The 20,114-nt window shown below is 38.1% G+C and carries 18 protein-coding genes and 2 pseudogenes; 6 read left to right on the top strand and 14 right to left on the bottom strand.

Going from position 1 to position 20,114, the window contains the following annotated elements; genetic code table 11:
* Positions 1 to 6 precede the first annotated feature (6 nt).
* From MKP09_RS00280 to MKP09_RS00255, 6 genes are all read right to left on the bottom strand, one after another.
* Complete coding sequence (locus MKP09_RS00280) at positions 7 to 771, bottom strand: ROK family protein (RefSeq protein WP_240825319.1); 765 nt, start codon at positions 769 to 771, stop codon at positions 7 to 9.
* Positions 761 to 3,034 carry a GH92 family glycosyl hydrolase gene (locus tag MKP09_RS00275; RefSeq protein WP_317235218.1) on the bottom strand — a complete coding sequence of 758 codons (2,274 nt, stop codon included), beginning with the start codon at positions 3,032 to 3,034 and terminating at the stop codon, positions 761 to 763. The genes MKP09_RS00280 and MKP09_RS00275 overlap by 11 nt, the downstream gene beginning before the upstream one ends.
* 75 nt (positions 3,035 to 3,109) lie before the next feature.
* Positions 3,110 to 4,501 carry an SGNH/GDSL hydrolase family protein gene (locus MKP09_RS00270; RefSeq protein WP_240825308.1) on the bottom strand — a complete coding sequence of 464 codons (1,392 nt, stop codon included), beginning with the start codon at positions 4,499 to 4,501 and terminating at the stop codon, positions 3,110 to 3,112.
* 103 nt (positions 4,502 to 4,604) lie between these two features.
* Positions 4,605 to 5,102 (bottom strand): hypothetical protein, encoded by a 498-nt coding sequence (locus MKP09_RS00265; RefSeq protein ID WP_240825306.1) that lies wholly within the window; start codon positions 5,100 to 5,102, stop codon positions 4,605 to 4,607.
* Positions 5,048 to 6,322, bottom strand: a complete 1,275-nt coding sequence (locus tag MKP09_RS00260; RefSeq protein WP_240825304.1) for a sialate O-acetylesterase — start codon at positions 6,320 to 6,322, stop codon at positions 5,048 to 5,050. The genes MKP09_RS00265 and MKP09_RS00260 overlap by 55 nt, the downstream gene beginning before the upstream one ends.
* Entirely contained in the window at positions 6,319 to 6,537 is a 219-nt protein-coding gene (locus MKP09_RS00255) for a hypothetical protein (protein ID WP_240825302.1), read from the bottom strand. Before MKP09_RS00255 ends, MKP09_RS00260 begins: the two co-directional genes overlap by 4 nt.
* A 223-nt stretch (positions 6,538 to 6,760) precedes the next feature.
* Between MKP09_RS00255 and MKP09_RS00250 the strand changes: the two genes are divergently transcribed.
* Entirely contained in the window at positions 6,761 to 8,707 is a 1,947-nt protein-coding gene (locus tag MKP09_RS00250; protein ID WP_240825300.1) for a sialate O-acetylesterase, read from the top strand.
* A 353-nt stretch (positions 8,708 to 9,060) separates the two neighbouring features.
* Here the strand turns inward: MKP09_RS00250 and MKP09_RS00245 are convergent, their stop codons facing one another.
* Both MKP09_RS00245 and MKP09_RS00240 read right to left on the bottom strand, forming a co-directional pair.
* Positions 9,061 to 11,295, bottom strand: coding sequence for a GH92 family glycosyl hydrolase (locus MKP09_RS00245; protein ID WP_317235217.1), 2,235 nt, complete (start codon positions 11,293 to 11,295; stop codon positions 9,061 to 9,063).
* Positions 11,296 to 11,344: 49 nt separating this feature from the next.
* Positions 11,345 to 11,839, bottom strand: a pseudogene (locus tag MKP09_RS00240) (RNA polymerase sigma-70 factor); the annotation flags it as partial.
* Positions 11,840 to 12,112: 273 nt separating this feature from the next.
* Here MKP09_RS00240 and MKP09_RS27720 point away from each other — a divergent pair.
* The 5 genes and pseudogenes from MKP09_RS27720 to MKP09_RS00215 form a co-directional block, all read left to right on the top strand.
* Positions 12,113 to 12,274 (top strand): annotated as a pseudogene (locus tag MKP09_RS27720) (two-component regulator propeller domain-containing protein); the annotation flags it as partial.
* A gap of 824 nt (positions 12,275 to 13,098) precedes the next feature.
* Complete coding sequence (locus MKP09_RS00230; RefSeq protein WP_240825276.1) at positions 13,099 to 13,662, top strand: ligand-binding sensor domain-containing protein; 564 nt, start codon at positions 13,099 to 13,101, stop codon at positions 13,660 to 13,662.
* 59 nt (positions 13,663 to 13,721) lie between these two features.
* Positions 13,722 to 14,540 carry a triple tyrosine motif-containing protein gene (locus MKP09_RS00225; RefSeq protein ID WP_240825274.1) on the top strand — a complete coding sequence of 273 codons (819 nt, stop codon included), beginning with the start codon at positions 13,722 to 13,724 and terminating at the stop codon, positions 14,538 to 14,540.
* Complete coding sequence (locus MKP09_RS00220; RefSeq protein ID WP_240825272.1) at positions 14,530 to 15,237, top strand: sensor histidine kinase; 708 nt, start codon at positions 14,530 to 14,532, stop codon at positions 15,235 to 15,237. The genes MKP09_RS00225 and MKP09_RS00220 overlap by 11 nt, the downstream gene beginning before the upstream one ends.
* Before the next feature lie 9 nt (positions 15,238 to 15,246).
* Positions 15,247 to 16,008: a response regulator transcription factor gene (locus tag MKP09_RS00215; protein WP_240825270.1), complete on the top strand. Its 762-nt coding sequence runs from the start codon at positions 15,247 to 15,249 to the stop codon at positions 16,006 to 16,008.
* A gap of 87 nt (positions 16,009 to 16,095) precedes the next feature.
* Here MKP09_RS00215 and MKP09_RS00210 read toward each other — a convergent pair whose 3' ends face one another.
* The 6 genes from MKP09_RS00210 to MKP09_RS00185 form a co-directional block, all read right to left on the bottom strand.
* Complete coding sequence (locus MKP09_RS00210) at positions 16,096 to 16,545, bottom strand: hypothetical protein (protein WP_240825268.1); 450 nt, start codon at positions 16,543 to 16,545, stop codon at positions 16,096 to 16,098.
* 626 nt (positions 16,546 to 17,171) lie between these two features.
* Positions 17,172 to 17,930, bottom strand: coding sequence for an NIPSNAP family protein (locus MKP09_RS00205; RefSeq protein ID WP_240825266.1), 759 nt, complete (start codon positions 17,928 to 17,930; stop codon positions 17,172 to 17,174).
* A gap of 116 nt (positions 17,931 to 18,046) precedes the next feature.
* Entirely contained in the window at positions 18,047 to 18,238 is a 192-nt protein-coding gene (locus MKP09_RS00200) for a DUF4974 domain-containing protein (RefSeq protein WP_240825264.1), read from the bottom strand.
* Positions 18,239 to 18,243: 5 nt separating this feature from the next.
* Positions 18,244 to 18,744 carry a FecR family protein gene (locus tag MKP09_RS00195; RefSeq protein WP_240825262.1) on the bottom strand — a complete coding sequence of 167 codons (501 nt, stop codon included), beginning with the start codon at positions 18,742 to 18,744 and terminating at the stop codon, positions 18,244 to 18,246.
* A gap of 137 nt (positions 18,745 to 18,881) precedes the next feature.
* Positions 18,882 to 19,109 (bottom strand): hypothetical protein, encoded by a 228-nt coding sequence (locus MKP09_RS00190; protein WP_240825257.1) that lies wholly within the window; start codon positions 19,107 to 19,109, stop codon positions 18,882 to 18,884.
* Positions 19,110 to 19,238: 129 nt separating this feature from the next.
* Positions 19,239 to 20,069 carry an exonuclease/endonuclease/phosphatase family protein gene (locus tag MKP09_RS00185; RefSeq protein ID WP_240825255.1) on the bottom strand — a complete coding sequence of 277 codons (831 nt, stop codon included), beginning with the start codon at positions 20,067 to 20,069 and terminating at the stop codon, positions 19,239 to 19,241.
* Between the last annotated feature and the right edge of the window lie 45 nt (positions 20,070 to 20,114).

The following is a 20,114-nucleotide window of genomic DNA, read 5'->3' as shown; positions in this document are numbered from 1 at the left end:
GCGACATTAATGGTAAAAAAGTTTATTTGCATTGGCAATGTTGCCGCCAATTATAACTGTTTCAGCTCCATCTTCTTTTACACAGGTTTGAACGAAAAGAGCCAGGTTTTTAGCAAATTCATCAAAGATCTCTGCAATCAATTTATTTGAAGTGTATTGCTCAACAAGGGCTTTTACATCTTTCACCATTTCACCGCAACGCTCAAAATAACGTTGTAGAAACCAGCGTGTCGATATATAATCTTCAGCAATACCTTCCAAAAAAGGCATACACCAACGATTCGCATCTTCAGCCAGATTATCTTTAAAACGCGCCGAACCAAGTCCTGTACCTAAGGTCAGGCCTACAACACGTTCGTACTTACAAGTATCATCAGAAACTATTTCGCCTTTTAAAAAACATGCGGCATCATTTGAAAAAGTGATTTGTTCAGGCGCAATTGACAATGCCTCTGACAATAATGTTTTTATATTGATGCCGTATAATGCTTCGTATTTATTGTTATCTTTTATCAAACTGATGCCGTTCTCATAATCAAATGGCCCAGGCATAGCTATTCCTATTCTTGTAACGGCATCAGTACAACAATTCAGCGACCTGTTGATCACGTCTAACCAAGCCTCGCTAATTTCGTTTACAGAACCTTTTGAATTAACAGCTCCCCGAAAGCGCGAGTCTTTTAAAATATAGTATTGATCAAGATCTACTAGCGCAGCAGTGATATGAGAACCTCCCACATCTATACCTAACCCAATATTTTTATTCATCATTTAACTTTCGGGATTTATTAGGCTTATCGCTCATTTTTAATTCAAGCGACCCTCCTTTCATAATATCAAAATAATCTATATAAGAATTATCATAGGGCTTTCCATTAAGCAACGCACTTTCAATATATATGTTTGAAGAACTATTATTTTTTGCAATGACAGAAAACTTTTTTCCATTAGGAAGCCGGATAGAAGCTCTTTTAAATAACGGGCTGGTTATTTCAAAACTCGTGCTTCCCGGACAAACCGGATGAATTCCAATAGAGGCTAATACATACCAGGCGCTCATCTGGCCAACGTCTTCATTGCCCACCAATCCTTCTACAGAATTATGATAAGCGCTGTCGCAAATAATACGTGTCCATTTTTGCGTAAGCCAGGGAACACCCAATTTGTTAAACAAAAAAGGAACATGATGTACCGGCTCATTAGCATGATTGTAATAACTGTTCCACATAAAATTTTGAGGTGTTTTATTAAAAAAGTTTTCCAGGTCTGCTATAACTTTTTCTTTGCCACCCATAAGCGCCACCATTCCGGGAATATCATGAGGAATGAACCAACCCTGCTGATATGGATTGGTTTCAAAAGTGCCGTACCAATCGGTCATACGGCCTTCGTCTGGCCACGGCTCCCAACTGCCATCTTCTTTGCGAGGCCGAAACCATTGATGTGTTGTATCCCAGATATTTTTATAGCTTTTTGAACGCTGATAAAATTTTTCACTGTCTGTCTCTTTATGTAATTCTTTTGCTAATTGAGAAAGACACCAGTCCGCAAATGCGTACTCCAATGTTTTTGCGATACTTCCAGGATCATAACCTAATCTTCCATTGCCAAATCTTTCATTGGTATTGACAGCATATCGATAGGCTTTTTCAACGTCATAATTTCGAATACCTTTTGCATAAGCATCTGCCAATACTACAACAGCAGGGTTGCCCAGCATGCAGCCACTGTAAGCATTAAGTAATTCCCATCTTTCTAAATAACTACTGTCCGTTTCATCTGCAAGTGTTACCAGCGAATTGATCATATCATTCACCAAAGCAGGATTGATAATTGTCTGCAACGGAAATTGACTGCGAAAAACATCCCACCCACTGAAAATAGTTCGCTTCTTAAATGATGTTGAGTGATGTATTTTATGATCACCACCCATATAATTTCCATCAACATCTGTTACAATACGCGGATCGATCATTGTATGATACAATGCCGTATAAAAAATACTTTTCTGATCGGAAGTAGCGCCATCAATGTCAATCACATTTAATGCTTTGTTCCAAAGCGAAACCGCCTTGCTGTGTGTTGCATCAAAATCCCATGATCCGATTTCGGTTTCAAGATTTTCCTTAGCGCCATTCATACTTACAAAAGAAATCCCGGCCTTCATTAGAACCACTTCATCAGTCTTTGTTTCAAACTCTGTATAAAAGCCAAGATGTTTTCCTTCTTTTTCCTTTGTGCCCTTTGTTACCACTGCATCAGCAATCCATTGTTGATAATAATCACTTTCGATCGCTTCTCGCTTACGGCTTGCTGTATCTGGAATGGATGCACTCCAAACACCGGTGTTCTTAAATGGCTTGCTGAACCTGGCATAAAAATATACAGTGTAATTAGCCTTGCCATCTCCGTTGCCCCAACCTCCACCATTTGGCGTACACTGCATCCAACCTTGTATTGTTTGGCTGTCCACTATTTTTACATATTGCTTTGTGGATGTACCGCCAACTCGTCTTGCTAAGTCGATCTGTATACGTGATTCTTTATTAGCAGGAAAAGTAAATCGCAACATACCGCTATGTGCTGCTGCTGTTGCTTCTACACCAATATTATAATCAGATAATTTAACACTATAGTATCCTGCAGATGCTTTTTCACTTTCCTTTTTATATCTTGATCTGTATCCATCTCCATTCGCACCATCTGGTTTTCCTGCGAAGGTCTTTAGCTTTCCAGTAGTTGGCATAACCAAAAAATTGCCCAGGTCACCAAACCATCCGATCCCGCTCATTTGTGTAAATGCAAAACCTTCAATACTTGAATGCTCGTAACTGTAGCCCGAGCCGTTATCGCCTCCGGTAATTGTATTCGGGCTTACCTGCACCATTCCAAACGGTGTAGTTGCTCCTGGAAAAGTCTTTCCTAAACCATGATAGATACCAGCTTTGCCCGCACTGGTACTGGCTCCAATAAATGGATTCACATATTTTGCCGGTGATACAACCTGGCTATGCACATAAGTGTGATCACAAATAGAGTGAAGAGAAAAAAAACCTTGACTTTGATATCATATATAATACGCTGAATGATGGATCCACTAAAGTTTACGCTATAATGCGTGTATGTAAAAAGAATGTTTTTGGGGTTTGTTGATACGATATATCTCTTCTACAAGAACATCCATCTGCCTTTGCCAACCTTGCCTCACTTCCGGATAACGGGCTTTTAAGTAATTATCTAAATTGCCTCTTACAAAGCCTTCGTTTATATGTGTGTAAATAGTATCTAATGTAGCAAGATCATCTTTAAATAGCAAACCCTTGTCCATTAAAAAATCATACTCCATCCAGGCATAATCTCTCAATCTACGTTCTATCTGCCATCTTTCTTCATTCAGTTTTTTTATGGCCATCGCCTGCTCATACTGCGGAGTTCTACGCTGCTCTGCAAGATTGATCCCTGCTCCCAATTGTTCAGCGCTCCACTCTCCTATCTTCCGGCCATCAATTTCAACAGCATAATTATTATTCTTTAATCCTTTTACAAATAACATTTCCTGATTTAGTTCCTGATTAAATGGAACTAATTCCAACGCATCGGTTTCACGACGTTGCATGGCATTCCACTCTCCGGTAGGCATTGTATCCACCGGGTAAGGCAACGCTTTGGCCAGGTAATCAAATCGAAGTTCGTCCTGCCCGGCTTTTACATCGGTAATTATACAATTGTCCGTTCTTTCCACTTTGGAAGTTGTTGCGTTGATAGTCATCTCTGCAACCTTTTTATTTTTCAACCCCTGAGCTTTCAAAAATAAATATGCCATTACCAGATGCCCGTCAACACCGGGATGTATCCGGTCATTGCCTATTATAGTATAAGTGGAATCCTTTGCTTGTTCACGCAGATTGATCGCTGTCATAGGGCGATTAAAATCTACAAAACTCCAACCGCTCTTTTTGGCAACCGCTTCCTGGAAGTTGGCTGTTTCAAGCAATGCTTTACTCTTTCCGGGGAAAAAATTGTCTTTACCAAATTTGCTTGTTTCGTCATAGGGTGAACCGGCAATAATAATTTTCTTACTTCCGGTATGCTTTTTAAAAGAAGAATCAATGCGCAAATAAGCTTTATATGACCTGTCAAGTTTTTCTTTTGATTTTTCAGAACTGTTAGCCTGCAGAAATTCAAAGTATCCGGTATCATTCATGCCAAAAGTTAACGCAATAACGGATGGTTTTTTTGCATACACGTCTGTCTCTAATCGCTTAAACATTTGCTCTGCCACTTCACCTCCTATACCTGCATTCATAATGGTGATGCGCATTTCGGGAAACCGTGTCATATAATAAAGCCAGATATACTGATGATACCGTCCACCGTGTGTAATGCTATTTCCTACAAAAACAACACGGTCTCCATTGGTAAAACGCGGAGCATTTTGCGCCATCGCAGAAAAGCAAAAACAGGATAGAAAAGAAAGCCACAAATAGTTTAAAAATTTCATTCAGAATTATTTTTGATTCTTTAATTGGTGTTGAGTTAAGGGTAAATGAGAACCATATAATGTTATCCTGGGCTTATTCAAATTTGCTCTTTTGCAAAAACAATCAATTTAAATCTTCAGATGTAAAAGAAGAAGCCGGTAATCCGCGGCCATTAAATAATGAACCTACAGACGAATCATAAAAAGCATACCTTACCGCTACGGGTTTTTGAACATCATCAGTAACAACAATAACTTTATCTCCATCAATAGTTGCTGTAGCAGGCTTCCACAAACCATCTGCACCTTTTAATTCAAATCCTTTTAATGTTTCATCGTATGCACTTAGGCCACCATCGGTATTGGTAAAAGAAACGATCATCTTATTTTCATTTTTATCAACTGCTTTATATAAAGGGCCCGAATACACAACATCTTTATGGTTGTAGGTTTTATTCAATGCCCAAAGAGCAAGGCGTTTTCCTACATCCTGCTTATTCGCTGGATGAATATTCTTAAGGTTTCCGATGTCTAAAGTAACTGCCATCCCCGTGTTGGGAGACAATGTCAAGGTGCGGCGTTGAGCGTCGCGCAAAGCAGCGGCCTGAGTATGATCGCCCATGTAAGTAAACGGTGCAATCTGAACAAAGTAAAAGGAAATGCGCCCACGTTCCATCGCTTGCGCCAATCCCTGATCATTAAGGGAAACAACTTAGTGTACTGTTTAGCTCTTCCAACATTTGATTCGCCCTGATACCAAATGGCGCCTCTTATCGAAAATGGAATTAAAGGCGATATCATACCATTATACAATACAGAAGGTTGATTAGGCCAGGTATTAAGTACCTGCTTAGGCTTAGCTGCAACTATTTTATACTGCCACTCTCCATCCAATCCTATTCCTGTTGAAGCATTTTCAGTAGCCGGATATATTTTCATCTTTTCCTTCATCCCATACAATCCGCCGTTTCCACAATCGTCAATTACACAAACAGATATTGTATTTGCTCCGGCCTTCACCAACTTGCCCGGAATAGTATAATGACGTTCGGCAGCCCAGGAAAAGCCGCCCATTGTACTATCTAAAAATTCACTGTTAAAATAGGTGATATCCCTGTCGTCTATTGGCCCCAGATCAATTTTTAAATCTTTGCCTGCCCAGCTTTCAGGAATTTGCACGGTACGTTTAAACCAGACAATCGCGTCAAGGTCTGGATAGCCTGCATCTTCCCAAACAGTTGGCAGTTGCATCACCTTCCACCCGTCATTATCTAAAGAGCTTACTTTTTGATTATGCACTTGGGACAGTGCTTTTTGCCAGCTTAGATTACTAATGCTATCCTTTAGCATTATTGCTTTAATATTTTTGCCGACTGAATCAATCGTATTCAATTCATTATCAAAATCACCCATCGTTCTTAACGCTGCTTCACTTGTCCATGCTTCAGCAATGGTACCTCCCCAGCTTGTATGTATCAGTCCAATGGGAACTTTTAAGCGTTCATACAATTCCTTTGCAAAGAAATAGGCTGTGGCGCTGAATGAACGTACTGATGCAGGCGCACAAACAGACCAGGAACCATTCACGTCTTCACGGGGATTAAAGGCTACATCTTTCTGAACAGTGAACAACCGGATAGATGGATAATTAGCGTTTGCAATCTCATCAGATGAATTTTTAATAGGATCATTTGCCCATCCTTCCACAGGCATTTCCATATTTGATTGTCCTGAACATATCCAAACTTCACCTATCAAAACACCGTTTATTCTTTTCGTTTCATTTGCTCTAATATCAATATTATAAGGCCCTCCAGCTTTAGGAGTCGGAAGCTTAATCATCCACTTACCGGTTTTATCACTAACAGTCGATACTTTTTTTCCGACCAGCTTCCACTTACTTCTACCTTTTGTCCGGGTGCTGCCCATCCCCATACCGGCGCATTGGCATTTTGCTGCAGTACCATACTGTCGTTAAACATAGCAGGCATTTTCAATTGAGCTATTGCCTGAAGATTGATGGCAGAAAGGAATATTAAAAGAATTTTTCTTTTCATGATACTAAAAATAGAAGCTTGTGTGTATTTAGGCAAAACACTTAAAGAGAATGGTTCCTAAAAAGCCCATCAATATAGATGACACGCCACTTATATATTACCGCCATTCAAAATTATAAAGCTATTAAAATAAAAGTGAAGTAGAGGTAAAGATCATATAGATGTACTTTATAATAATCATAATCGAACTATCGAAAGATTATTCTATTCAAAAGCGCTCTTGATGAAATTGAAACATACGATTGTTACAGCCTTTCTACTATCTTGTCTTATCACTAAAGCCAATATTAAGCTGCCCGTATTATTTCAAAATGACATGATATTGCAGCGTGACAAGCCTTGCAATATTTGGGGTAGCGCCACCAATGGCGAAGGCATCGCAATACATTTTAATAATGCGATATATAAAACTATTGCGAAAAATGGAAAATGGAAAATCACTTTACCACCTCAGCCGGCTGGCGGACCTCATCAAATAATTATACAAGGCAAGAATACAATCAAACTAAACAATGTATTATTTGGGGATATTTGGATTTGCGGGGGACAAAGTAATATGCAGTTTTCCGTTAAAGAATCTTCGCCAAAACCCGACACGGCAACATTTAATAATCAAAATATACGGTTGTTCAGTGTTGATATAAGCACCGATTTAACTCCTCAAGAAGATCTAAAAGGAGGTGGCTGGAAAACAGCTACAGTAAAAAATGTCAATGGTTTTAGCGCTGTAGGGTTTTTCTTTGGCAGCTATCTGCAACAAAATTTGAATGTTCCGGTTGGCCTGATCAGTGATAACCTTGGCGCGACGTCCATTGAAGAATGGATGAGCAATAGTTCGATAAAAGAGTTTCCTCAATTCAGCAGTTATTATGATACTTACATTAAGCCTGGCAAAAACATAAAGCAAATGAATGATGCTTTTGAAAAAATCAAAGAAGATTGGAACAAAAATTATTACCTGAAAGACGATCCTGGTTTAAAGGAACAATGGTATAAGCCCGAAACGGATGTTAGTGATTGGCGTGCTATGAATCAGCCCTCTCATTGGGAAGATAATGAGTTAAAGGATTATGACGGATCAGTTTGGTTTTACAAGAAGTACGATTCATTTCCAAAAGATATGGTAGGGCGTACTACTATTAGTCTTGGGCAAGTAGATGATTATAATATTTGCTGGGTAAATGGCGTAAAGGTTGGTGAAGGATATGGAAATATGAACATGTACACTTATCAAATTCCAGACAGCGTACTTAAACCTAAAAGCAATGTAGTTGTGGTACGGGTTTTCGACGCCGGCGGTAAAGGAGGTATGTACAATATGTTCTGGAGCCCTTTTTTTGCAGGTGAATGGAAATATAAAAAAGGAGTACAGATCGATCCGTCAAAATTCAAAAGGCCATTAGTGCCTAATATTTACATATTTGGCACTCCGTCTATTTTATACAATGCCAACATAGCGCCGCTAACGCAGCTAAGCATTAAAGGCTTTATTTGGTATCAGGGTGAAGCCAACACAGGACGGGCAGCAGAATATAAACAACTACTTCCAAGTATGATCAAAGATTGGCGCACCCAATTTAAACAAGGCGATTTGCCTTTTCTCATTGTGCAATTACCCAATCTGGGTAAACAACCAAAACTTCCTGAAAACAGCGAATGGGCCGAATTACGTGGAGCACAGTCAGCGGCACTAAAACTACCTAACACAGGAATGGCTGTAACGATTGATATTGGTGATGCTGACAATTTACATCCACTCAACAAGTTAGCGGTAGGCAACCGGCTAGCCATGACTGCATTAAGTATGACTTATCATATCGATTCTATAAAAACAAGTCCTTGTTATAAAAGTATGCAAGTGGTTGGAGACAGTATTATTATAAGTTTTGATAACAACATAGTTAGCAACGGGAAATATGACAATCTACAAGGGTTCGCAATAGCCGGGAAAGACAGTACTTTTCATTGGGCAAAAGCCTACCTAAAAGATGCTAACTCAGTAGTTGTTCATAGCGACCAGGTGAATGCTCCAATTGCTGTAAGGTACTTATGGAGCGGACATCCAGGACCTATTAATTTGTATAATGAAAATAATCTGCCTGTAGCACCTTTCAGAACAGATAACTTTAAAGGATTGACTGAAGGAAAAAAATACAATTTCGAACCTTGAGAATGCGTGCCTTGGGGCTTTGGGATTATAAATCAAAAAATTAAGCGCCGTCATGTCAACTAAGCCCGCCCCGGATGACAGGTTGGACGAGGAGACCTCTCGCTGTGCTTTAGGAGATTTCTCCGCTTCGCTACGAAATGACGGATACATGTATGTTCGGTATCGCGTCACCTCGACTGTAAGGAGAGGTCTCCTTCAAAATATAAGAGTGCTATACTATATGTTATCGCCTTGTTGATTTTGCAGCGCAAATCCTAACTCAAAATGACGATTGCTACTTGTCTTACTTCTCAGCATAACAGCGATAAAGTGTCGCTTCTTCTTTAAGAATAACTTTACTACTTCTAAAACATTTAATTTTCTAACGATACTGAAAACGGAATAGCATCTTTGCCTGTGCCTCTCTGCTTATTGGGTTCGCTGCTCATTTCAAGATCTAAAACACCGCCATTAATAATATCCTGATAAGTGATCCAATTCTTTTGGTGGTCTTTATTATTGAGCTTTGCCGATTTTATATAAACATTTTTTTCGTTGTTGTCCTTCGCTTTTATTACAAATCTTTTTCCGTTTTCCATGGTAATGGTTATTTTATCGAACATTGGGCTTCCAATAACATATTGATCTGTTCCCGGACAAACAGCGTACAATCCTAATGCACTTAATACATACCATGAAGATGTTTCTCCCTGATCCTCATCTCCGGGAAAGCCGTTGGGTGTTGCATTGTATATCTTTTTCATTATCTCGCGCAACTGTTTCTGAGCTTTCCATGGCTGACCTGAATAGTTATAAAGATAGGCTGCGTGCTGCACCGGTTCATTACCATGTGCATACTGACCTAAACCCTGTAATATCATTTCTTTCATTTCGTGGATCTCTTGTTTGTAAGAGCCGTATTTCACGGTGTTTGGCGCAGTAAATAAACTATCCAGCTTTGCATTAAACCTATCCTTACCGCCCATCAGTTTAATAAGCCCATTTATATCATGAAATACAGACCAGCTCCATTGCCAAGGATTTCCTTCGGTAAAAGGATCACCCCACTCAACAGGATCAAAATCTTTCGGCACCCAATTCCCGTGTTTATCACGTCCTCTTACAAAACCAACAGTTGTATCAAATACATGTTTGTAATTGTACATCTGCCGCTCAAAAATATTCTGGTAAAATTTGTTCCCTGTAGCTTTCGCTAATTGATAGGCACACCAATCATCGTAGGCATATTCCAGTGATTTAGCGCCACTCTCCGAAACTTCTTTGTACGGAATATAGCCCAGGCTAAACCAATACTCATGGCCTTCTCTTCCATTAGATCCACCCCATGGACCTTTGTTAGTAGCTTCATGCAAATAAGCTTTCAGCACTTTTTCGGGATCGAAGTTTCTGATACCTTTCATCCAGGCATCGGTGAGCAATGAAATAGCATGGTTGCCAATCATTACTCCAGACATACCAGGATTTGACCAGGTAGGAAAGAAACCAAACTGCTCCTGCGCATCAAGCAGCGATTGCATATAACGGCCCTGCATGGTAGGATGCAGAATATTACTAAGCGGAAACTGCGCACGAAATGTATCCCAAAAACCATTATCCGTATACATGTAACCATCATGAATCTTCGCATCATATGGACTAAAATAATGCGGGCTGCCGTCTTCTTTCAGATCATAAAATTTATGGCTGAATAAATTAGCCCGAAATAAACAGGAATAGAATGTTGCTTTATCATCTTCAGTTCCGCCTTCAACCTTTACACGGCCAAGCAATTCGTTCCATGTTTTATTAGCTGCATTGTGCGTATCCTCAAATTTTTTATGTTTACCCAATTCAAGTTTAAGGTTTAACTCGGCCTGCTCCAGGCTAATGTAGGACGATGCAATCTTAGCATTTAACTTTACGCCCTTTTTAAAACGCAGAAAAGCACCGCATTTTTCACCCTCTTCTGATAAGCTCTTAGCTGATATAGTATCTCCTGCAGCGCGCCAGGTACCGTACTCTTCGAATGGTTGATCAAACTGAATTACAAAATGGTTTTTAAATTCTTTGGGGATAAAAGTTCCATTTGTAACGTAACCGATCAGCTTTCTTTCCTTCGGAATGATTGTTACAGCGCAAAATTTGGTATAACCATCAAACACTATAAAAGCGTCATCGTTAGGAAAAGAAAAGCGCATATTAGCAGCACGTTCGGTCGGTGCAATTTCGGTTGTTATATTATTATCAAATTGCACTTTATAATAAGAAGGTTTCGCTATCTCATTTTCATGTTTAAAAGCAGATGCTCTTTCGTCTTCTTTAACCTTCAATTCGCCCGTAAGCGGCATTAATGAAAACACGCCATAGTCGCCCATCCATGGACTACATTGATGCACCTGCTGAAAGCCACGAATGGTGGTAGCTTTATAAGTGTATTTCCATCCGTCACCATTTTTACCCGTTTGAGGCGACCAGGAATGAACAGGAAATGGCAATGCAATTGTTGGGTACACGTTCCCGTAAGAAAGATCCCAGCTGGAATTAGTGCCTTGTAAAGTGCTCACATAATCTACCAGTTGCTTTTGTCCATTTAAGGTTGTAGATAAAATGGCAAAAAGAAAAGAACGATAAAAACCTTCTTATGTAGCATGAACATGTTTAATTAATTGAAAAATCTGAAATGATTAGATTACTCTTTAAAACTTTCAGTGCCTTGCTAATATGTTTCTCAACAGTACTTACCGATATACCCATATAACCGGAAATATCTTTGTAAGAAAGGTCTTCAGTGCGGCTTAATAAAAAAGCTGTTTTGCATTTATCAGGTAATCCATCGATCGTTGTTTGAATGCTGTAATTCAGATCTTTTATTTCAAAGTCATAGCAATTGTTTTCACTACTGGCTAAAGTGTATTGTGCATTCACTTCTCTGCGATAAGTGTTTCTTACGCCAGAAGACCGATATTCATTTAATATCCTGAACTTAATCGCTTTTTTGAGATAGCTGCGCAGCGAAACCTGGATATCTATTTGATAACGCCGATTGTATAGATTCAGGAAAAGTTCCTGCACAATATCTTCGGCTATTTGCTTCGAATCGAGCATCTTTTCCGCCATTTCTTTCAACACTAAACGGTAGCGCGCATACAATTCGTTGAATGCTTTGCAATCATCCTTTTTTACAAGTAAAAAAGTTCCTCATCGGGTAACTGATGGTAATAATTGTCAACTCTGATCATAGCAATCGATTTAGCTGTTCAAACAATCGTTATTAATTTGAGTTACAATATTCAAGAACTTCCGGGAAAAATAAGGTCGTTTTTGTTTCATAAATCTCCTCATTCGTCTCATTTTGGCTTTTAAGCAAAAACTAAAACGAGAATGTTTAATTAATTAATTTATTTTGTTTGTAACATTTACCGTCATATGAGAGAAAGGTTTTTCACTTTTATCATCCTCTTGTTCTGTTGCATATTCAACGTTTCCGGGCAGTCTTATTATTTTACGCATTACCAGGTAGAAGACGGGCTTTCCAACAACGCAGTGTTATGCATATTGCAGGACAAGCTGGGTTTTATGTGGTTTGGTACACGCGATGGGTTAAACAGGTTTGATGGGTTGTCTTATAAAATATTTCGCAACAATCCTACCGACTCCAATTCCATTGGAAGTAACGCCATCATATCGCTGGACGAAGCAGCAGATAAAAAAATATGGGTTGGAACAGAAAAGGGATTATATATTTTCAATGAACTTACCGAGAAATTTACCCAACTAAAAGGCGCAGGAAATGGAGCTATCCAGTCAGTTAAGATTTTAGGAAATGATGTTTTTTATATTAACATGTATGTATTGTACAGCTACAATACACTAACCAAAAAGATAACACAATATAATTTTCCGAATGAGGTCACTTCTTTCATTTTACAAAATGACAATAGCTTATGGATCGCAACAGCAACGGGGCTTGTAGCAAAATATAATAAAGTAAGCAAGAGTTTTGATAAAACCTATAACGTATTTACAAAATCAAAATCGATTGTATCAAAATGGATTCAATCCTTATGTGACGCTGGTGATGGTAAACTGCTGGTTGGCACATCTAATGAAGGACTGAAACTGCTTGACACAAAAAATGCTGATTATGAAAATCTGATCACCCATAATGCCGATAAAACAGATATTACGGTGATGGATATTCTTAAAACCGCCAACGATGAATATTGGGTTGCATCACAAACAGGTATTTATATCATCAATATAAATAGTCGACAGTACAGTTATATAAGAAAAAGTATGAAGATCCATATTCGCTTTCTGACAATATTGTACAATCACTTTTCAAAGATAGTCAGGGTGGAATATGGGCCAGCACTTACTTTGGAGGTATTAACTATTTCTCACAACAGCAAATGGCTTTTAAAAAATACTTCCCTAAAACGAGTGGCACTTCCATAAGTGGTTACGCAGTTGGAGAGATACGGCAAGACAAAAACGGAATGTTATGGATCGCAACGGAAGACGCCGGTATCAATAAATTTAATTCAGCTGATGATACGTTTATCAATTTTAATCCGGCAAATAAAAAACAAACCATCTCCTATTCCAATGTGCAAAGCATTTTAGTTCATGGAGATTCGTTGTGGGCAGGAACTTACTTACACGGCCTTGACTTGCTTGACCTTAATGGCAGGCGCTTGCACAACTATAATACACTCGATAATTCAATTGGCAGCAATTTCGTAGACGCACTTATTTATACCCAAACAGGAAAAATAATTGCGGCAACAGATAAAGGTGCATTTATATACTCCAAAAATAAAAACGTATTTGATCGAATCACTGCCCTTCCAAAGGCCTTTTTTCGCGCGCTTCGCGAAGATATAAATGGAAATATCTGGGCGGGTACATACGGTAATGGATTTTATAGATATGACCCGACAACTAATAAAGCAACACAATATTTTTTTCTATAAACAATAACAAAAGCATTGCCTGCAATATTATCAACTACATATATTGCACAACCGATGGCTTGATCTGGTTTGCAACAGAAGGCGGCTTATGCCGGTTTGATTCACGAAGTGGCGAAGTAAAAATTTATACCACACGAAACAATCTTCCGGCAAATGTTATTTATACCATATTAGAAGATAAAAGTAAAAATCTTTGGCTAAGTACTTCCAAAGGATTGGTGCGTTTTACGCCGGAGAATAACCAGGTAAAAACATTTACAAGATCCCGCGGTTTGCTTACAGATCAATTCAACTACCGGTCAGCTTTTGAAGACAATAAAGGCAATATGTATTTTGGCAGTGTAAAAGGTATGATCAGCTTTCATCCTGATTCAATTCCTGTGCAACATTATTCGCCACCCGTCTACATTACAGGCTTCCAGATATACAACCAGGAGCTTCCAATTGCTCATAAAAATTCGCCGCTTAAAACATCAATTTTATATACCAAAGAATTAAAGCTGAAATATAACCAGTCAACCTTCAGCATTGACTTTGCTGCGCTCGATTACAATGCACCATCCAGTATCAGGTATGCATATAAAATGGTTGGCCTTGACAAGAACTGGAATTACCTACTAAGTAACAGAAAAGCTTATTATACCGAGCTGCCGCCTGGCAAATACAGTTTCATTGTCAAGATCATGATGGAATCTAAGGATGTGGAAGGGAATTTTGCACAGCTTGATATTGAAATTTTACCTCCACTTTGGTTAACATGGCAGGCTTACCTGGCATATATGTTGTTAATGATCTTAATCACATTTATGATCATAAGGTTTTTCGTGAATCGTTCAAAAGAGCGGAATAAGCGAAGGTTTGGAAAAGATGGCATTTGAAAAAGAAAAGGAACATTATGAAGATAAAATAGATTTCTTTACGAATGTAGCTCATGAAATAAAAACACCATTAACGCTTATAAAAGGCCCGATGGAAAATATAATGGATGAAGTGCCGGAATCGTCTCCTATCACAAAAAATCTGCAACTCATGAGCCGAAATGCAGACAGGCTAATGCATCTGGCCAATCAGATACTTGACTTTAGAAAGATCGAGATGAATGGCTTCCACCTTAATTTTGACCGTATCAATATTTCAGAATTGCTTAATGATATTTATTTGCGCTTCAAACCTATTGCAGCACATAATATTTTATCCTACGAGATCAGTTGCGAGAGCGATATATTCGCGCAGGCAGACGAAGAAGCTTTGAATAAAATATTTAATAACCTTATCGACAACGCAGTTAAATATGCTCAAAGCTTTGTGACAATAACATTGACCTTATCCGAAGATCAGGATCATTATAAAATAACTTTTGCAAATGATGGATTTGTTATACCGGAAGAAGACAGAGAGAAAATCTTTGACAGTTTTTACAGGATCAAAGACACTTCAGGCCAATCCGGAACTGGCATCGGCCTGGCGCTAAGCCGCACATTGGCCGAAATGCATAACGGCAAACTGTATATTGATCCGATGCAAAATGATAAAAATGTATTTGTGCTTTTACTTCCTTTGATGCCTAAAAACTAAACGCCCATTATGAAACCCGTAATATTGTTAGTTGAAGACAACAGAGAAATTCTTGATTTTATTGAAACTAATCTTTGCGATACATATACCGTTAAAAAAACGATCAATGGGCAGGCTGCACTTGACGTTTTGCGCAATGAAGTAATTGACCTAATTGTAAGTGATGTAATGATGCCGGTGATGGATGGTTTTGAACTTTGCAGGATCATCAAATCTGATGTAGAACTTAGTCACTTACCGTGCATATTGTTAACAGCGAAAAATACATTGAAAGCACGATTGCAAGGGCTTGAACTTGGTGCTGATGTGTACATTGAAAAACCCTTTTCCCCCAAACATCTGAAAATGCAAATAGCCAGTCTGCTGGCCAATCGTAACAAAATAAAAGACTATTTCGCTAACTCACCTATTGCACAATTAAAGTCAATTGCTCATACTAAAGCAGATGAAAAGTTCCTGGAAAACGTGAACCACATTATAGAAGAACATTTGCAGGAACAGGAACTGGACGTAGACAGGCTGGCGCGTTACCTTAATATGAGCCGGACAACTTTTTATAGAAAGATAAGTGCCATATCTGATCTTACACCAAATGATCTTATCAATTTAACACGTTTGAAAAAAGCCGCTAAATTAATGAGCGAGGGATATAATATTAATGAAGTATCTGATATAGTTGGATATAACTCTCCAAAAATATTCAGCAAAAATTTTGAAAAACAATTCGGGATGGTTCCTTCAGAATATATTGGGAAACATTTAAAGAAATAGGTTCGGCTTTTAAAACATATAACACAAAAAAGGAGAAGATAAGAATACCTCCTCCGTTGTTTTACATGAGAAAAATTTTAAGCTTTACTATTTATCGCCTCTTTTATATTTTTTAACTACTTCGTTATCTCCAGAGCTATTAGCATTTATAAAAGTGTAGTGCTTGTCGTCTTTTAATACGATTCGGTAATTAATGCCATTATGATTTGACACTTCAGTAACACCAAAAATCTCTTTTGACTTGTATGACTTTTTGATATTGTATAACACACTTGCTGGCAAATGTTCTTCACTATAATAACGTATCGTTTGAATAAGGGTTCCGTTTGCATTCAAAGTAGCGCGCGTTTTAATTCCGTCAACTGTAAAGAAAGCGTCACTATTGCTGCCGTTGACAGTCCAGCTTACATCTGCTGCATTTTTAAAAATCTGGTTGAAGGTTTCCTGGACTTTTATGCTTACGGGGTCTTTAGGTGCCGCCAAAGCGTTTACTGTTAAAGTGAATAGTACTGCGGTGGAAAGAATTAAGTTTTTCATCAGAATTGTTTTTAATATTTTTTTATTGTTTTTTGTATTTGTTTCACAAACATACAGTTCGCAAGCACCACTGATCAATAGCAAAATGGCCATCTCACTTCAATTCTCGGTAAACAACATTTTTTAGAAGGTGAATGCCAATCACCTTATGCAACCCCGCCTGTACCGTGAACATTATTATGGTAATTGGTATAACATAACAGCGCTTGCTATCAATCTCATTTAATAGTCGTATAACTTTCTAAAATGTTACAATTGCAGGCAAATAATAATTGAATTGAGACCAGGGGCTGCACTTATTCCATCTTTTGATCCCTGTAAACTCTTCCGATAGGAAATTGTGCTTACCAATAATGATTTGGTTATGGGTTAGTTTCTTATTTGATTCTTTGCAACAATAAAAGATTTATGTACCCTGATAAAAAGCCAGTTCAGGAAATAGCTCCTGCATGAATTTGACGGAACCTTTTTACAACAATTTTATAGATAGCTTCAAGTATGATTCTATTAGGAACATGTTCTAATGGACACATTGAACGTGCTCCAAGTTTTTCATCTTTTACCTAAAACGGACCATCTCCAAAAAATCAGTTCTATTTATAATTAATGGAGTAGACAGTTTAATGTTATAATTGGGAATAAGGCAGTGGTGTCAAAAAGACCCTTCTTATTTTATTTATATTGTTAGCATATTTAACATCGGAGGAAATGCGCTTCCAATCAGGGTTTGCGCCGAATTTTCTCCAGTTCGCCTCACGTTCTTCCATCGAATCGAAAGCAAGCATATAAGTAAGGCATGGAAGATGCTCCCCAATAATGTTTTGTCCAAAAAATACGGAATGAAGACCTGTTTGCTGAAAAACCTTTAACTCTTCATCATTAAACATGCTTATCTTATTGAAAGAAGCAGCTTCATTGTGACTTTCATAAGTTCTGACTTCAAATAGCTTTTGAGATTTCTTAGGCTTTACCAGTTGCGGGAGGCCGCTGAATGCCGACATTAACATTGAAGAGATGCGTGTATAAGGTGTTTTATCAGCAGAAATAAAATCAAATTCTTTACTCAATTCTTTAAACAAGGTATCCGTTTCAAGACGTTCAACTGTTTTGCCAAAAGCTTCCATTGAAGCATAAGGAATTAAAAGATATAGTTTTGCCGGATCTTCTTTCGAAATCTCCTCAAAAGCTCCGATATCTTTTATGCCATACTTATTCAAAGTAGGGAATAAGGCTTTTTCGAAATATTTCTCCAGAACTCCTCTTGCCCCACCAAACCGTAGTTCATACACCCTAAGCTCATAAATTTGTTTAGAATTCTGGGCGAAATTTAAAAGGGAAGCCAATACGAAAATTGCAACAAAAGAGAAGCGTCTTACAAACATCATTGAGTAAAGTTTAAAATTACCAGGGAGTAAATATAAAACTTACTTGTAGTAATTCAACAAATCTTCAACAAGATCTTACTTCTTAATAATGCGAGGATCGTTGATAAAATTGCAGATCAATTTGAGCTTATGATGACGGTATGCTTTTCAATACGGTAATGCAGTCCATGCAATTTGCAAATCAGATCACATATAAATTTCAGGTTGTCATTTTCAAGAAAAATACCTGTAAATAATTTTTCTTCAACACCTGGTGCATTTATATGATCTACAGTTACATTAAATTTTTCTTCTACTTTCCTGAACACATCTTTTAACGGTTGGTTTTTAAAGACCAACCTTGTTTCTTTTTTGTGGTGGTATCATCAGGAATTTTCAACACCGTACGTTTTTCTTTTGCAAAAGCAGAAGCGGCCTCATGCGTCAAAGAATAGCTATGAAATTTTCTGCTGTTTACAATCAGTTGATCGCCGGGGCGCAACAATACATGCATACTTGTATCTCTTCCATGCTCCGGCGATACCTTTACAATACCCTCCTTTAGTGTTACAGATACTTGCTTATCATCTAACACTGATATTATAAATCGTGTGCCTAAAGCCGTTGTGGCAATCCCCGATGCATATACGGTAAAAGGCCTCACCTTATCTTTACGCACATCAAATCTGGCCTTGCCATTTAAATACAAGATCCTTCTGTTTTCCTCGAACGCAGGTAAATATTGAAGTATGCCATTTGGATAAAGTGCAACTACTGAACAGTCTGACAAAGTTATCTGCATAACTTTGCCTGTTTTGTTGTCAATGGTTTGCATTAGATCAGCTGTATTTGCATGAGCTGCCGCTAGAGTTTGTTTTTCTGAAGTTTTCGTGGAAGTAAATATTTTTAGCCCGATGACCATTACAAGGCCAGCAACAGAAGCAGCTGCAACATACCGTAATATTTTTGCTGTTAAAGATGCCTGCTTTTTTTCTTATATTTTTCCCTGACATGTTGTAATATTCTATCACTAACAGTTGCATCCAATTTCGCTTCTGGTTCAGTGAGCCAGGCATTTACAGGGAAATAGTGCTCCAATTCATCAGGATTTTCTTTAAAAAATCGATCAACTATTTCCGCCTCTGCACTTGTACAGTCGTTTTTTAAAAATCTTTCTATTAAGTTTTTACTTGGCTTCATGTAGCACAGGGATTAGAAAAGGTGTTGTTTCTATAAGTTATCGCAAATTAAACTTCTGGCCAATAGACCAGCTATTAATCTTTACAGCGAGTCAGCGATCCACAGTTTATTAAAGTCCAGTTTATTACTTTATTGAGTGATAATTACATCCGCTATAACCGGCAGGTGATCCATATCATTCAACTTTGTATATGGTGCCGACACATTCATGATCCTGATATTTTTGCTGGTAATAACATTATCAATATGGCGATTAGGGCCGTCCTTCATGCGATCCAGTTTAACACCGCCAGAAGCAGTTACAAACCACCCCTGGTGTCCGCCATTGGCAATGTTAAACCCTGCTGCCGGAAATCGTAGTATTTCAGCGTCTGAAGAATTTGTATCACCAAAGCAAATGAAATATTCATATTTTTTCAACACAGCAATAATTGAATCCAACGCTTTAGTATGTCCTTTTGCCTGCCAGGGAATATGCGTAGAAATAACCTTGATTGTTTTGTTACCAATTTTCAGGTCTCCGATCAAAGCATAATAATCTTCATACCAATATTTTTGATGAAGGTTGGACAGGTGGTAGTTTGTAGCAATACCATTATAAATCCAGGTATGTTCATCACCGAAGTAAATATTATTATAATAGGGTTTTAAAAGTTCATCAGCAGCTATGAATGTACTATCCTGGTCAAAATATCTGTTCCATTCCTGAACCGCTAAAATGTCGAGGCTTTGCTCACCTATCCAGCTTTTCCAACTCAGCAGTTCCTGCTTTATATATTTGCCTGTCACTTCTTTATCCGTAGGATATTGGGCCTTTCCCCGCACTTCAAGTCCGCCTTTCATACCCTGATTAAAGTGTCCAACATTGTAGGTTCCTACTCTTAATTTAACCGGGTTAGTGTTTTCTGATTGTGCTGTTGCTCCCAATACAAACAACACAAACGTCAATATAAAAAACATTTTCCTTCTCATAACTTATATAATAACTACTGTAATAAAATTGAC

The organism is Paraniabella ginsengisoli, assembly GCF_022513635.1.
GTDB classification, from domain to species: domain Bacteria; phylum Bacteroidota; class Bacteroidia; order Chitinophagales; family Chitinophagaceae; genus Niabella; species Niabella ginsengisoli.
Note: the sequence above shows the minus strand (reverse complement) of the source record. Positions and strands in the feature narration are given on the sequence as shown.